Origin of the sequence: Niveispirillum sp. BGYR6 (genome assembly GCF_027568365.1) — a bacterium.
Classification (GTDB): domain Bacteria; phylum Pseudomonadota; class Alphaproteobacteria; order Azospirillales; family Azospirillaceae; genus Niveispirillum.
In genome coordinates, this window is sequence record NZ_JANLNL010000001.1 from 408,929 (window position 1) to 423,253 (window position 14,325).

Here is a 14,325-nt window from a genome sequence, read left to right on the forward strand (position 1 = left end):
GGTCTCCCAGAAAAAACACGCCGCTGACACCGGAGGGTATCAGCGGCGTGACAGTGAGGTTCATGCCGTATCGAGAAAATTGCCAGATCAGAACGTGTAGCTGACCCGGGCGGTGAAGGTGCGCGGCGTGCCGGGGGCGACCCAGAGCCGGGCGTAGGAGCTGGCGTAATAGCGCTTGTCGAACAGGTTGTTCACATCCACCGACAGTTTCAACTGGTCCGTCGGCTGCCAGGAGGCCAGCAGCTTCACCAGCGTGTAGCTGGGCAGATAGAATTCCGTTGCCGTTTCACCCAGGCGCTTGTCGACATAGTTCACACCACCACCGATGGTGACGACATCATCCGTGCCGACCGTGAATTCCTTGGTGACCAGCAGGTTGGCGCTGTTCTTCGGCACGTTCAGCAGGGCGGAGCCTTCGCGGATCGGCTGGGCGAAGTTGGGGTCCAGCATATCCTCCGCCACCTCGGCGTCGGTGTAGGAATAGGTCAGATAGACCTGGATGTCTTCTGGCAGCTTGGCATTCAGATCAAACTCGATCCCCTTGCTGCGCGCCTTGCCGATGGCCAGGGAGAAGCCGGAATTCACCGGATCGGCCGTCAGCACATTGTTCTTCTTCATGCTGAACAGGGCAACGGTGCTGGTGATCTTGCCATCCGGCGTGGTGTATTTGGCCCCCACCTCATAGCTTTTGGTTTCTTCTGGGCGGAACAGCTTGTTGCTGGCATCAGCACCGGAATTGGGGCGGAAGCCCTGACCATAGGAGCCGTAAACCGACACTTCCTCAGTGAATTCATAGGCGATGCCCGCCTGCGGGCTGAACTTCTTATAGGTCTTGGAGGCGTTTGTGCTGGTCCGGCGGAAATCGACGCTATGGTCGAAATTGTCGTAGCGGCCGCCGAAGCGGATTTTCAGCTTCTCGGTGACGTCGATCTGGTCTTGCAGATAGACACCCCAGGCTTCCTGGGTTTCCAGCTCGCTGCGGAAGGCGCCCGGCACCGGCATGTTGCCATAGACGGGGTTATAGACATTGATGGCATTGTTGGCGGCCGTGATCGGCCGACCCGCCGTATAGGTGCTGGGGCGGGAACGCATTTGCAGGTGATCAACCTCGAACTTGTCCCAGTCGGTGCCCATGATCACGTGATGGGTGAAATCCCCAGTGTTGAAGGTGCCGCTGGTTTCCGCCCGCAATACGGAATGTTCGGTCTGGAAATCACGATAACGGCGCTGACGTGACAGGAAGGTGCCGTTGGTCTTGTCCAGTGTCTGGCGGCCACCCGCCAGTTCCGCCTCGCTGGAGAAACCCTTGAAAGAGGTTTCACGATAGCCGGCACCGACCAGCAGGCTCCAGTTATCGCTGAAATTATGCTGCAACTGCGCCTGATGGCCCAGCACGCGCACCTTGGTGGGGCCGTCATCCGGCTCGCCCAGGAAGGTGGAATTGGCGACAGCACCCAGCACACCATTGATGGCGACGATGCCACGGTCGAACGGCACCTTCTGGTTCACATATTCCATTTCATAGGACAGCGAGGTGTCCTCGGTCAGTTCCACCAGGATGGAGGGGCTGAACGTGTATTTCTTGGTCTTGATGGTTTTGCGGAAGCTGCCGGCATCTTCTGCCGCGCCATTCAGGCGCACGGCCACCTTGTCGGCCACCGCCCCGGTGATATCGCCTTCGACCCGGTAATTATCATAGCTGCCGGCGGAGACGCTGAAGCTGCCCTCTGTGTCGAATTTCGGCTTCTTGGTGATGATATTCACCGTACCGCCCGGTTCGCCACGGCCGAACAGGGCGGAGTTGGGACCCTTCAGCACCTCAATCTTTTCAATGTTGGAGGCATCGCGCGGGCCGCCATAGCCACGGCCCCCATTGAAACCATTGACCAGATAGCCCGAGGGGAAATTCTCATCCCCGGAGAAGCCGCGCACGGCAAAGGCATCCCACAGGCCGCCGAAATTATTCTGCTTGGCGATGCCGCTGGCCATTTCCAGCGCATCTTCCAGGCCGGTGGCGCCAATGGTGTTCAACAACTCCCCATCCAGCACCTGGATCGATTGCGGCGTGTCCTTGATGGCGATGTCGCCCCGATAGGCCTGACGCTGGCCGACAACGATGATTTCTGCCAGTTCCTCACCCGCTGCCATCTCAGCGGTTGCGGTACCGGTCAGCGCGACACAGGCAGCCCCTGCCACCAAGGCAAGCCGGAATCCGGGATTAATTTTCATCTTTGTTCCCCTTTATGAAGCTCCGCCGTCCAACCTGGTACGGATTGTTACTATGTAACATCCGCTTTCTTATTCATCCCGTCATGCCAACACAATGGTCGGCATCTTTGCGAGGCGTTTTCGCTCTGCGTTTTGCTTTTTCCTGTTATCCAGATTTGCGCATTGACGACAAAATTGTTTCGTCAAACTGCCATGGGGCGACAGTGTGTTATATCGTTGACGGGTCAAAATACGTGGAAAATGCCGGGGGCTTCTGCCCCCTCCGCGACAAAAAGCCCCGTCATCACGGGGATGGCGGGGCTTTGGGCTGGGCAGATCAGCAGAAAATGCCGGTCAGAGATATTTCAGCCACCAGATATCTTTGCGGCGCTGCTTCAACTGGGCGAACCAACGGGTGGGGTAATAGAGCGGCAGCACCAGCCCCAGCGACCAGAGCCAGACGGTGGAGACATTATCCACCCCGAAGACGCTGCCCTTGTTCAGCCCATAAAGCGCCACGGCCCCCAGATAGAGCGCCTTCAGCACATAAAGATGCAGCAGATAGAAGAACATCGGCGCACCACCGAACAGGGCCAGCCAGGGCATCAGCCGGCTATCCTGACCTTTCTCAAACAGCACCAGCAGCAGCACGCCGGTGCCGACGGTGGGCAGCAGGAACAGCAGGGAGGGCGGATATTTGGTCAGTGACAGGAAACTCATGACTGTCTCCAGCCCGTCGGCGCCGGTGAACCAGGGCTTGTCACCATAGAAATTGGCGTAGCGCAGGGCCAAGAAGCCAACCAGCATGGCGATGCCCACCAGCAACAGGCGGCGCTGGCGCTGGCCCGCATCCGCATTCCTGGCAAACCAGGGGCCGGCGGCATAACCCAGCAGAATCACCCCGATCCAGGGCAGGATCGGGTATGTCGTCTTGGCAAACATGCCGCCACCCAGATCAATGACGCTGCGCTGGTGCAGAATGGCCCAAGGCACGTACCAGGCATCCCCCGGTGCCAGCCGGATCCCATCCAGCAGATTATGGCCGCAGACGATCAGCAGACCGAGCGCGAACTGCCAGGGGCGGGACAGATGCAGCAGACCGGCCAGCACCACCATGCTGATACCGATGGCCCAGATCACCTGCAGCCAGAACCCCTTTGGCGGGAACTGCGCCGACCAGGCAAAGCCGACAAAGGTCAGTTCCAGGAAAATCAGAAACAGGCCACGTTTCAGCAGAAACAGGGAGGTTTCCTGTTTGCTGTGCGACTGGCCGTAAAGCCAGGCCGACAGGCCGGTCAGCGCCACGAAGGTGGGGGCGCAGAAGGTGGAGAGCAGCCGGGTGAAAAACAGCGCCGGGCTCACCTGAGTGACATCCACCGGGTCGCTGACCTGCATATGCAGGAACCAGGTTTCCCGTACATGATCCACCAGCATGAACAGCATCACCAACCCGCGCAGCGCATCAATGGCCACCAGCCGCGTGCGTGCCATGGCGGCCGGTGCCGTCTGCACCGGCGCATAAACCCCGTTGCCTGTCAGGCTTGTCATGTCTGCCAATCCCCGTTCCGTTGCCGACCCTTCGGCCGGTCATTACCATTAGTGGGATAGCTTATGACAGTGCCGCAGGTTGGATATGCGGAATCGCGGGGGGCGGATCAGCGAAAGCTGCCGTGGGAAGGACTGGAAAGAGGATTTTACCGGCCGGCATGTCGGGTGATCACGGGTTGATCACCCGACATGCGCCCCGCTGATCAGGCCCCGGCCTTTGCCAAAGCCTGATCCAGTTCCACGATGGCGCAGATGATGTGATAGAAGCTGCTGGCCGGTGCCGCCTCGTCAATCAGGCTGCCATCGGCCTGCATCCGGTCATACCAGAGGCCGGGAACGGGCGTCTGCAGATAGGTCCACAGCCCCTCGGCCCCGTCGGCGGCGATCTGCCAGTAATCCGCGCGTCCGGTCAGCAGGCCGGCCAGACAGCCGGCCTTGATGCGTTCCGTCTGCGGCCACAGGCGGGCGGCGGCATCATGGGGGGAGAAATCATCCAGCAGGCTGTTGAAGGCAACATTGCGTGCCTTGTCAACGCCGTGGCCTTCTGCGATGGCGATCAGGCGCATGGCGGCTTCCACCGCATCCTCCCGGCTGCGCAGCGTGCCCCAGCGCAACAGCAGCCAGGCCCATTCGAACTGGTGGCCGGGCTCGACGATGCGCCCATCCACCCCCTCAGCCGGGGACCAGTCGGCGGCGAAAAATTCCCGCAGCCCCCCGGTCTTGGCATCAATGAAATAGGTCAGGGCCATATGGGCGATGCTGTCGGCCAGATCGGTCCAGACCGGATTGCCGGTCAGTTCCTCCCAGGCCAGACAGGCCTCAAACAGGTGCATATGCGGGTTGGATTGCTGGCGATGCTTGCCCGCCGGTTCCACGAATCCGGCCACCGGGTGGGGCAGCAGGTCGCGCATGGCGGCCAGCACGGCCAGGGCCTGCGCTTCATACACGGCCACATCATTCAACGCCTGCGCGGCCTGGGCCATGCTGAACAGGGCGAATGCCTGATCATAAAGCGCCACGCTGTCATCCACCGGCGCCCCTTCGGGGGAGACCACGCCGCGCACCAGCCCATCCGGCCGCTGGAACCGTTCCAGGAACAGCCGCAGCCCTTCCTGCACCGCCGTCTGCGCCGGGCCGTCCCAGCCCAGGCGGCCGGCCACGGCATAGGAATAGACTTGGCGGGCCTGCACACGCGCACGGCGGTTGGCCTCCACCGGCTGGCCCTGCTGGTCCAGCTTTTCATGGAAACCGCCGCGCGCATGGTCGTAGCCCTGCTCCCACCAGATGGGGAAGGCTTGGCCCAGCAACCAGCTTTTCAGGCGGTCGCGCTGCGTGGCGGCGGCGGTAAGGAAGGATTGAGTCATCGGCGTCAAGGCCCTGGCTGATTGAATGGATCAGGAATGCCACAGACGGGCGGCACCGCGCACGCCCGAACTGTCGCCCCAGCGGGCAGGCGCGATCTTTGCCTCCCAGCCGTCGGAGAAGACATGCGGGCGGATGGCGGCCGGCAGCCGTTCATAAAGTTCCGTGACATTGGACAGGCCACCGCCCAGCACGAACACATCGGGGTCCAGGATATTGACGATCAGCGCCATCGCCCGGCCCAACCTATCAATATAGCGGTCCATGGCGCCCACGGCATCGGCATCGCCCCGGCGGGCGGCCTGGATAATGCCTTCGCCATCCATGGACCGGCCGCTCACCCGCTCAAAATCACGGCGCAAGCCGGTACCGGAGACCCAGGTTTCCAGGCAGTTGCGCTGGCCGCACCAGCATTCGGTGCCCGGCAGCTCCGCCCCTTGCGGGGAGGGCAGGGGGATATGGCCCCATTCGCCGCCAATACCGTTGGCCCCCTCCACCAACTGGCCATCCACCACCAGCCCGCCACCGCAACCGGTGCCGATGATGATGGCAAAGGCCACTCGCGCCCCGGCCGCCGCGCCATCAACGGCTTCCGACAGGGCCAGGCAATTGGCGTCATTGGCCATATGCACATCCCGGCCCAGCGCGGTCGCCAGATCCTCCCGGAAGGTGCGGCCGTTCAGATAAACGGAATTGGCGTTGCGCATCAGCCCGGTACGCGGGGAGATGGAGCCGGGGACGCCAACGCCCACCGTGCCCTTGGCACCGGCTTCCTGCTCAGCGCGCTGGATCAGGTCGCAGACAACCCGGATGGCGGTGTCATAATCACCCGGATTGGGTTGACGCACGCGGGACAGGAAACGGCCATCCTGGTCCAGGGCGGCGGCTTCGATCTTGGTACCGCCGAAATCGACCCCAATTCTGATCATCTGGCAATGCTCCGGCCGACAGCGCAGGTCGCGGCGGCCCTTTGACGTAAGGAAATATCTGGTTCAGGTGCGGGTATGGCCCGCGATGCCGCCACGCCAGCGGCGGCCAGCCATAGGCATACTAAGGCAGGAGAATCTCGCTGGACATGGGCTTCCTCTGGCATCTTGCATTCGCCCCTGGTTTGGCCTTCCTGACGGGGCCGGGGCGTTCGCGGGGCAATTTATCTGCTCTTTTAAAATAAGCAAATTGAAATAATAAATCGGAGGCGACTTCACGCCGTTTTCATCAGCACGCTGCGCGACGGCAGCAGCCGGTCGTTGAAGGGCAGGATGGCCGCCCCCACCGCCGGTGCGTCGGCAGCCATGGCGGCACGGCGCAGGGGGGCGATGGCGGGGACGCGGTCCCCATAACCGGCGGTACGCCGGTTGACGGCCGCCACCAGCCCATCCACCAGATCGGCCGGCAGCCGGCCCCCAATGAACACCGCCTCCGGATTCATCAGGCAACTGATGGAAAGCAACGGTTCCACCAGCAATTCCGCCGCCATCTCCAGCCATTCCGCCACCGCTGCTTGGCCAGAGGCGGGCAGGGTGGCCAGTTGGTCCGGCCGTTTCAGCGGGTGGCCCCGCGCTTCCAAAAAGTCGAACAGGGCGGACAGCGAGACGGCATCCTGCAACGCGCGGGCGGCTGTGCGGGGGGAATGGATGGGCAGAAAGCCGATCTCTCCGCTGCGTCCATTGGCGCCGCGGTAATAGTTGCCATCGATCACCAACCCACCGCCCAGTCCCCGGCTGAACAGGATATAGACGAAGCTGGGGTGATGCAGCCCATGGCCAAAGGCCAATTCGCCGAGCGCAGCGGCGGCGGCGTCATTTTCGACAAAGGTGGGCAGGCGCAAGCGTTGCCCCAGCAGGGCGGGCAGGTCCACATCCTCCCACCCGGCATAGGCGGCCGGCTGGTGCGGCAGATGCACCCGGCCCAGATCGTCGGGCCGGGCGATGCCGAGGCCGATCAACCGGTCCGGATGAATGCCACCGGTTTCCAGCAGGCGCGGGATTTGCGCGTCAAAGAAGGCAATCACCGCATCGGGCAAGGCAAATTCCGCCTCCAGCGTTGCGCGCGCCCGCACCTGTCCCAGCAGGTCCAGCACCACCAGGGTGATATGGTCGCGATCGATATTCAGCCCGATGGAAAAACAGCCATCCGGATTGATGGTCAGCTTCATGGCCGGCTGGCCGCGCTGCCCCAGCAGGCGGCCAGCCTCCATGATCAACCCTTCATTCAACAGCCGCTTGGTGATGTTGGCAATGGCGGGCGCTGTCAGGCCGGTGATCTCCGCCAGATCGCTGCGGGTGATCGGCCCGCTGACCCGGATCGCCTGCAAGGTGACACGCTGATTATGATCGCCCGCCCGTTCCAGATTGGTGCCGGACAGGCTGGCCCCCAGCGACGGGTGCAGATCGGCCAGACGCGTGGGCGTGTGCGGTTGCATGGGAGGGTGAGACCTTCAGGGGCGGGCAGATACAGGAATAGCTTCTGGAATTACCGCGTGCTGGCCGGGCCACACAATGGGGATGTCGCGTCGCATGATCGGCACCGGGCCTGCAGTTGTCCCCTATTGACCTGATAGATGTGTCCCAAGAGACTGAATGGTAAAGAAAAACACGTTTCAAACAATAGTTTAATCCCCCCTTCATGAAGCTGTAACCGCCTTCCCTATTCTGCGCGTGATCGGCCGACCCCCGTCATCAACACCGGCCATGATCATCGGAAGGGAATAGAAATGTCGACTATCTGCTTGCGCCCGATCCTGCTGGGCGGCTGCGCCCTGGCGATTCTGAGCGCCATCCCGGCGCAGGCAGAGACCCTTGTTCTGGAAGAGATCATCGTGACGGCGCAGAAGCGCAGCCAGAGCGCCCAGGATGTGCCGATCTCCCTGACCGCCTTTAGCGGCAAGAAGCTGGAGGAGTTGGGCCTGACGGAACTGGACGACCTGTCCAACTTCGTGCCTGGCCTGCAGATCCAACTGCAAAGCCCCAATAATCCCGGCTATGTCATCCGTGGCATCACCTCCGACAATGGTTCTTCCCAGCAGGAGGCCCGCGTTTCCGTCTTTGTTGACGGCGTGCCGGCCAGCCGCGCCCGGGGGGCGGTGGTGGAACTGTTCGATATCGAACGGGTGGAAGTGCTGAAGGGGCCGCAGGGCACCTTGTTCGGCCGTGGCGCCCAGATCGGCGCCGTCCATGTCATTTCCAACAAGCCGCAGTTGGACAAGATGGAAGTGACCGGCCGCATCGCCATCGGCAATTACCGCCAGCAGACCTATGAGGCCACGGTCAATGCCCCGGTCTCGGACAAGGTGGCCGTCCGGCTGGCCGGTATCAGCCGCCAGCGCGACGGCTATATCGACAATCTGGTGCCGGGTGCCAAGGAAAAGCTGAACGGCGTTGGCGTGGAAGCGCTGCGCGGTTCGGTGCTGGTGGAGGCATCCGACGATTTCAAGATCACCGGCATCCTGAACTATCAGAAGGATGATTATACCGGCACCTCCTTCAAGAACCGCCGCTTTGCCCCGGCGGGTGGCGATACCAGCCCCTTCACCGCCGCCCAGCTTAATCGCGGTGACGAGCTGGGGGTGGATCGGGAGCTGTTCAACGCCAATGTCACGGCGGAATATCGCCTGTCCGACAGCGTGCACCTGACCTCCATCTCCGGCTTCCGCAAGTTCGATACGGATGAGGAGTTCGATGCCGACGGCACCCAGGCCTATATGCTGGAATTCGCCGAGATCGCCCATAGTGAGCAGTGGAGCCAGGAATTCCGCCTGAATTACGATGATGGCGACCGGTTCCAGGGTTTTGTCGGGGCCAATTACTTCCATGAAAAGGGCTATCAGCGCGTGCCGCTGCGCACCAATGAACGCTCGCTGGCCCTGCTGGCGGTGCCGGCGCTGAACCCCTTCTATGGTCAGGCGATCCTGCCCAACGGTACCGTCAATCCCGGCCCGACGGCGCTGCCCAATGGCCTGCCGCTGCGCACCTATGGCGAGGCGCTGTTCACCAATTATGGCACCAACAGCGCCTATGAGGCCTTTGCCGACGGCACTTATGCGCTGACCCCGGAATTCTCCCTGACGGCCGGCGTGCGCTTCACGCATGAGAAGCAGGAATCGGCTTTCGAGCAATGGGTGGATCGCCCGGTCAGCCTGATCGGCAGCCTGTTCCCCAATGTACCCCGCAAGGAACAGGAGAAGGATTTTGACAGTGTGGTTGGTCGCCTTGTCGCCAGCTACAAGCCGACGACCGACAGCCTGATCTATGCCAGCGTGTCGCGGGGCCGCCGTCCGGCGGTGGTGCAGGTGAACGCCACCCTGTCCAACACGCTGAAGAACGAAATCGTCTGGAGCTATGAGGCGGGGGCCAAGACCAGCCTGCTGGATAACCGGGTACAGTTGGAAGGGGCCGGTTATTACTATGATTACAGCAATTTCCAGACCTCCTCCCGGCCGGACAATTCCCCCATCGCGGTGACGGTGGATAGCGGCACGGCCACAGCCTACGGGTTTGAAGGCAGCATCACGGCCCAAGCCACAGAGGCGCTGTCGGTCTTCGCCAATTACGGCTATATCCATGCCGAGTTTGATGACACCGACTCCAGGGGCAACCGGCAGGTACTGGCCGGCAACACCTTCCGCCTGACCCCGGAACATAGCGTCTCTCTCGGTGCCCAATATGTCCGTCCGCTGGGTGACAGCGGGGTTGAGCTGTTCGTGACCCCGACCTTCTCCTGGAAGTCGCGGGTCTATTTTGAAGAAACCAATCTGCCGAATATCAGCCAGGGTGCCTATGGCACGGCCAATCTGCGGACCGGCTTCCGGTCCGATGATGGGCGCTGGACGGTGACTGCTTCGGTACAGAACCTGTTCAACCGGGAATATCTGATCGATGCCGGCAATACCGGCGGTGCCTTCGGTGTGCCCACCTTCATCGCCGGCACGCCGCGTTTCTATGGCGTTGAAGTCGCCGTCAAGTTCTGACGGTTGAGGGGCGGTGATGAATGAACCTGTGGGGGAAGGGGAAAAGCCATTCCCCCTGGTTCAGTCTGACCCGCACCCTTTGCGGTAACCCCGGCGCTTGACGCCGGGGTGGGTGGGCGGTGACGCTATAGGCGCGTTCCCGCCCGTCACATCAAGGCGCCAGCCATGGCCATTGCGCCCACCCCCGCCCGTCCCGCCACAGCCCTGTGGCGGGAACTGATGCCCAAGCTGATCACGTGTTTCCAAGAAGGATACAGTCTTGCCGCCCTGCGCAATGATGCGGTGGCGGGGCTGACAGTGGCCATTGTCGCCTTGCCGCTGGCCATGGCGCTGGCCATCGCATCCGGCACCACACCGGACAAGGGGCTGGTCACGGCGGTGGTGGCAGGCTTCCTGATCTCCGCCTTGGGGGGCAGCCGGGTGCAGATTGGCGGCCCGACCGGGGCTTTTGTGGTGGTGGTGTTCGATGTCATCGCCCGGCATGGCTATGACGGGCTGCTGCTGGCCACCCTGATGGCCGGCATCATCCTGGTGGCAGCCGCTGTCACCCGCATGGGCCAGTGGATCAAATATATCCCGGAACCGGTGGTGACGGGGTTCACGGCCGGCATTGCGGTGATCATTTTCACCAGCCAGATCAAGGACCTGCTGGGTCTTTCCATGGCCAGTGTACCGGCGGAGTTCCTGGAAAAATGGCCGGCCTTCTGGGAAGCGCGCGGCACGGTTGGCCCGGCGGCCATTCTGGGCTTGGGCTGCCTGGCCCTGATCCTGGTGATGCGCCGCTGGACACCCAAGGTACCGGCCTTTCTGGTGGCGGTTGTCGTAGCGGCCGTTGCGGCCCCCCTGGCGGGTTTACCGGTGGAAACCATCGGTTCGCGTTTCGGCGGTATTCCTGACCATCTGCCGATGCCGGCCGTGCCGGAGATCACGCTGGAGAAGCTGCGTATCCTGCTGCCCAGCGCCCTGACCATCGCCTTTTTGGCGGGGGTCGAGTCGCTGCTTTCCGCCGTGGTGGCTGATGGCATGACGGGGCGGCGGCATCGCCCCAATGCGGAATTGCTGGCCCAGGGTGTGGCCAATATCGCCTCGCCGCTGTTTGGCGGCCTGCCGGCAACGGGGGCGATTGCCCGCACCGTCACCAATATCCGCTCCGGCGCGCGCAGCCCGGTTTCCGGCATGTTGCACGCCGCCTTTTTGCTGCTGTTCATGCTGGCCTTCAGCGGGCTGGCGACCTATGTGCCTCTGGCGGTGCTGGCGTCCGTGCTGGTGGTGGTGGCCTGGAACATGAGCGATGCCGGGCGCTTTGTGCATCAGCTCCAGGTCGCCCCCATCGGCGACCGGTTGATCCTGCTGACCACCTTTGTGCTGACGGTTATGATCGACCTGACGGTGGCGATTGAGGTGGGGGTGCTGTTCGCCGCCGTGCTGTTCATGCACCGCATGTCAGAAGCCGTGAGCGTGCGGGAACATGAACAGCCGGAAGCCTCTGCCGGGCTGCCGCCGCACACCGTACTATATCACATTGACGGGCCGATGTTCTTTGGCGCTGCCCGCAAGCTGGCCGATGTGCTGGAGCGTACCGGCGGCGCGCCCAAGGTGCTGATCCTGGATATGGAGGCGGTTCCCCTGCTGGATGCCACGGGGGCCGATGCCATCCAGACCGCCATCCAACGGGCGGCGCGCCGGGGTGCCAGCATCATCCTGTCCGGGGTGCAGCGCCAGCCGATGGGGGTGCTGCATGGGTTGGGTATCCGCCACCGGCGCGGCGCGGTGGTGATGGCGGCCGATCTGGAGCGGGCGAAGCAGCTAGCACAGGATGTACTTGACCGATAGGGTGGATGGCTGCCTCGCCGCTTGCGACATTGACAGCCCCCTGTCGATCCCTGATCTATGGCCGCCCTTACACCTCCTTCCCTTCCCCCAAGCAGATCGACCATGACCCGTCTTGTTTACCTGTGCGACTGGCTGCCCCCCGATTTTGGCGCCGTCGGCCAATATGCCGTGATGCATTGCCGGGAGCGGGCTGCCCTGGGGTATGAGGTAACGCTGGTCGGTCTGACCTCTGGTGAGACGCGGTTGGAAGAGGACAGGGTGGGGCCGGGGCTGGTGCGCATTCTGCGCCTGTCTGCTCCCCCCATTGATCGGGCCAACTTGCCGCGCCGTCTGCTGTGGACGGCGCGCACCAATGCCGCCCTGCTTAAGGCCGCCTGGCACTGGATGCGGCAGGCGGATCAGATCCTGTTCACCGGCTCCCCGCCGTTCCTGCTGCATTATCTGGTGCCGCTGAACCTGATCCTGCGCAAACAGCTGATCTACCGGATCGCGGATTTTCATCCGGAATGCCTGATTGCGTCGCGGGATACGAAATCGGTGGCTCTGGATGCCTTTCTGAAACTGACGATCTGGCTGCGCCGCCGGGTGCAGCGATTCGAGGCCTCGGGCGAAGATCAGGTGCGGTTGCTGCAATCCTATGGGATTCCGGCGGCGAATATCTTGTTGAAGCGCGATCCGCCGCCGGTGGAACTGACCGGTGATGAACAGCCGCTGCCCGTGCCGCCGGAACTGGCCGGCAAGGTGGTTCTGCTCTATTCAGGCAATTGGGGGGTGGCGCATGATACTGACACTTTCCTGGAGGCCTATATCCGTCACCATCGCCAGGGCTCCGGCCGGGTTGGCCTCTGGCTGAACGCCATCGGCGTCGGTGCCACCCTGGTGGAAGAGCGGCTGCGGGCGGAGGGGCTGCCGGTGGCGCGGGGCAAGCCGGTGCCCTTCGGCGATCTCGGCCGGTTGCTGGTAACGCCGGATGCGCATCTGATCACGCTGCGTGATGGATTCGTGGCCTATGTCATTCCGTCCAAGACCTATGGCTGCATCGCGTCTGGCAAAGCAGTGCTTTACATCGGCTCTGACCAATCGGATGTGGACCTTATCTGCCGGGAAGGGCAGCAGCCAGGCCAGCCTTATATCCGCGTGCCGGTGGGGGATGTGGCGGGTACGGCAGCGGCGCTGGAAGCTTTGGCCGATAGTGTGACAGCGCCCATGCCCGCATAAATGGTTCACAACCTGCTGCCGACCATGTAAGAGCAGATTTTGCCATTCAGACCGTTGGGGCGACTGGTTGGGATGGGATAGAAAATTGCGGGCCGGTGCGTTTGACGCTCTGGCAGGCCCGCCAACTGGAGAGTGGATATGTCGCGTAAGGTTGCGTTGATCACCGGTGTGACGGGGCAGGATGGCGCCTACCTGTCCGAACTGCTGCTGTCCAAGGGCTATATTGTTCATGGGGTGAAGCGGCGATCTTCTTCGCTCAATACCGGCCGTATCGACCATCTCTACCAGGATATCCACGAGAAGGATCTGCGCTTCCAGCTGCACTACGGTGACCTGACGGACAGCACCAACCTGATCCGCATCGTGCAGGAAACCCAGCCGGACGAGATTTATAACCTGGCGGCACAGAGCCATGTGCAGGTCAGCTTCGAGACCCCGGAATATACGGCCAATGCCGACGCCATCGGCACGCTTCGTTTGCTGGAAGCCATCCGTATCCTGAAGCTGGAGCAGAAGACCCGCTTCTATCAGGCTTCCACCTCTGAACTGTACGGCAAGGTGCAGGAGACGCCGCAGAAGGAGACCACCCCCTTCTATCCGCGCAGCCCCTATGCCGCAGCCAAGCTCTATGCGTATTGGATCACGGTGAATTACCGTGAAGCCTATGGCATCCATGCCAGCAACGGCATCCTGTTCAACCATGAAAGCCCGATCCGCGGCGAAACCTTCGTTACCCGCAAGATCACCCGCGCCGTTGCTGCCATCCATTATGGCAAGCAGGATTGCCTCTATCTCGGCAATCTGGACAGCCTGCGCGACTGGGGCCATGCACGGGATTATGTGGAAGGCATGTGGCGCATGTTGCAGCAGGAAGTGGCCGATGATTACGTGCTGGCCACGGGTGAGATGCATACGGTGCGTGAGTTCGTTGAGAAATCCTTCGCCCATACCGGCGTGACCATCGCATGGTCCGGCACCGGTGTGGACGAGGTGGGCCGTTGCAGCGCCACTGGCCGCGAACTGGTGAAGGTCGATCCCCGCTACTTCCGCCCGACGGAAGTGGACTTGCTGCTGGGTGACCCGACCAAGGCGCGGGAAAAGCTGGGCTGGAAGCACACCACCCCGTTCGCCGAACTGGTGCGCGACATGATGGAATCCGACCTGAAGCTGATGGCCTGACGGAGCGCTGG

Annotated in this window: 9 protein-coding genes; 4 read left to right on the forward strand and 5 right to left on the reverse strand. The window is 62.4% G+C overall.

Annotated elements, in window-relative coordinates; all coding sequences use genetic code 11:
* Positions 1–87: 87 nt before the first annotated feature.
* The 5 genes from PCJ49_RS01700 to PCJ49_RS01720 form a co-directional block, all read right to left on the reverse strand.
* Positions 88–2,229 (reverse strand): TonB-dependent receptor, encoded by a 2,142-nt coding sequence (locus PCJ49_RS01700; protein ID WP_269909420.1) that lies wholly within the window; start codon positions 2,227–2,229, stop codon positions 88–90.
* A gap of 333 nt (positions 2,230–2,562) precedes the next feature.
* Positions 2,563–3,756, reverse strand: a complete 1,194-nt coding sequence (locus tag PCJ49_RS01705) for a heparan-alpha-glucosaminide N-acetyltransferase domain-containing protein (RefSeq protein WP_269909421.1) — start codon at positions 3,754–3,756, stop codon at positions 2,563–2,565.
* Positions 3,757–3,959: 203 nt separating this feature from the next.
* Positions 3,960–5,120, reverse strand: coding sequence for an AGE family epimerase/isomerase (locus PCJ49_RS01710; RefSeq protein WP_269909422.1), 1,161 nt, complete (start codon positions 5,118–5,120; stop codon positions 3,960–3,962).
* Between the two features lie 30 nt (positions 5,121–5,150).
* Positions 5,151–6,047: an ROK family protein gene (locus PCJ49_RS01715; RefSeq protein WP_269909423.1), complete on the reverse strand. Its 897-nt coding sequence runs from the start codon at positions 6,045–6,047 to the stop codon at positions 5,151–5,153.
* 272 nt (positions 6,048–6,319) lie between these two features.
* Positions 6,320–7,540, reverse strand: coding sequence for an ROK family transcriptional regulator (locus PCJ49_RS01720; RefSeq protein WP_269909424.1), 1,221 nt, complete (start codon positions 7,538–7,540; stop codon positions 6,320–6,322).
* Positions 7,541–7,831: 291 nt separating this feature from the next.
* On the opposite strand from PCJ49_RS01720, the gene PCJ49_RS01725 reads away from it, so the two are divergent.
* The 4 genes from PCJ49_RS01725 to gmd all read left to right on the forward strand — a co-directional run bounded on the left by PCJ49_RS01725 (position 7,832) and on the right by gmd (position 14,314).
* The gene (locus PCJ49_RS01725; RefSeq protein ID WP_269909425.1) at positions 7,832–10,084 is read left to right on the forward strand and encodes a TonB-dependent receptor; all 2,253 of its coding nucleotides are present in this window, start codon (positions 7,832–7,834) and stop codon (positions 10,082–10,084) included.
* A 165-nt stretch (positions 10,085–10,249) separates the two neighbouring features.
* Entirely contained in the window at positions 10,250–11,917 is a 1,668-nt protein-coding gene (locus PCJ49_RS01730; RefSeq protein ID WP_269909426.1) for a SulP family inorganic anion transporter, read from the forward strand.
* Positions 11,918–12,019: 102 nt separating this feature from the next.
* Positions 12,020–13,135 (forward strand): hypothetical protein, encoded by a 1,116-nt coding sequence (locus tag PCJ49_RS01735; RefSeq protein ID WP_269909427.1) that lies wholly within the window; start codon positions 12,020–12,022, stop codon positions 13,133–13,135.
* A 138-nt stretch (positions 13,136–13,273) separates the two neighbouring features.
* Positions 13,274–14,314, forward strand: a complete 1,041-nt coding sequence (gene gmd / locus PCJ49_RS01740; RefSeq protein ID WP_269909428.1) for a GDP-mannose 4,6-dehydratase — start codon at positions 13,274–13,276, stop codon at positions 14,312–14,314.
* Positions 14,315–14,325: the final 11 nt, after the last annotated feature.

What these genes read in the sequence shown, in the direction of transcription:
- PCJ49_RS01700 (WP_269909420.1), bottom strand. Translation starts at nt 2,229, where the DNA reads ATGAAAATTAATCCCGGATTCCGGCTTGCCTTGGTGGCAGGGGCTGCC.
- PCJ49_RS01705 (WP_269909421.1), bottom strand. Translation starts at nt 3,756, where the DNA reads ATGACAAGCCTGACAGGCAACGGGGTTTATGCGCCGGTGCAGACGGCA.
- PCJ49_RS01710 (WP_269909422.1), bottom strand. Translation starts at nt 5,120, where the DNA reads ATGACTCAATCCTTCCTTACCGCCGCCGCCACGCAGCGCGACCGCCTG.
- PCJ49_RS01715 (WP_269909423.1), bottom strand. Translation starts at nt 6,047, where the DNA reads ATGATCAGAATTGGGGTCGATTTCGGCGGTACCAAGATCGAAGCCGCC.
- PCJ49_RS01720 (WP_269909424.1), bottom strand. Translation starts at nt 7,540, where the DNA reads ATGCAACCGCACACGCCCACGCGTCTGGCCGATCTGCACCCGTCGCTG.
- PCJ49_RS01725 (WP_269909425.1), top strand. Translation starts at nt 7,832, where the DNA reads ATGTCGACTATCTGCTTGCGCCCGATCCTGCTGGGCGGCTGCGCCCTG.
- PCJ49_RS01730 (WP_269909426.1), top strand. Translation starts at nt 10,250, where the DNA reads ATGGCCATTGCGCCCACCCCCGCCCGTCCCGCCACAGCCCTGTGGCGG.
- PCJ49_RS01735 (WP_269909427.1), top strand. Translation starts at nt 12,020, where the DNA reads ATGACCCGTCTTGTTTACCTGTGCGACTGGCTGCCCCCCGATTTTGGC.
- gmd (WP_269909428.1), top strand. Translation starts at nt 13,274, where the DNA reads ATGTCGCGTAAGGTTGCGTTGATCACCGGTGTGACGGGGCAGGATGGC.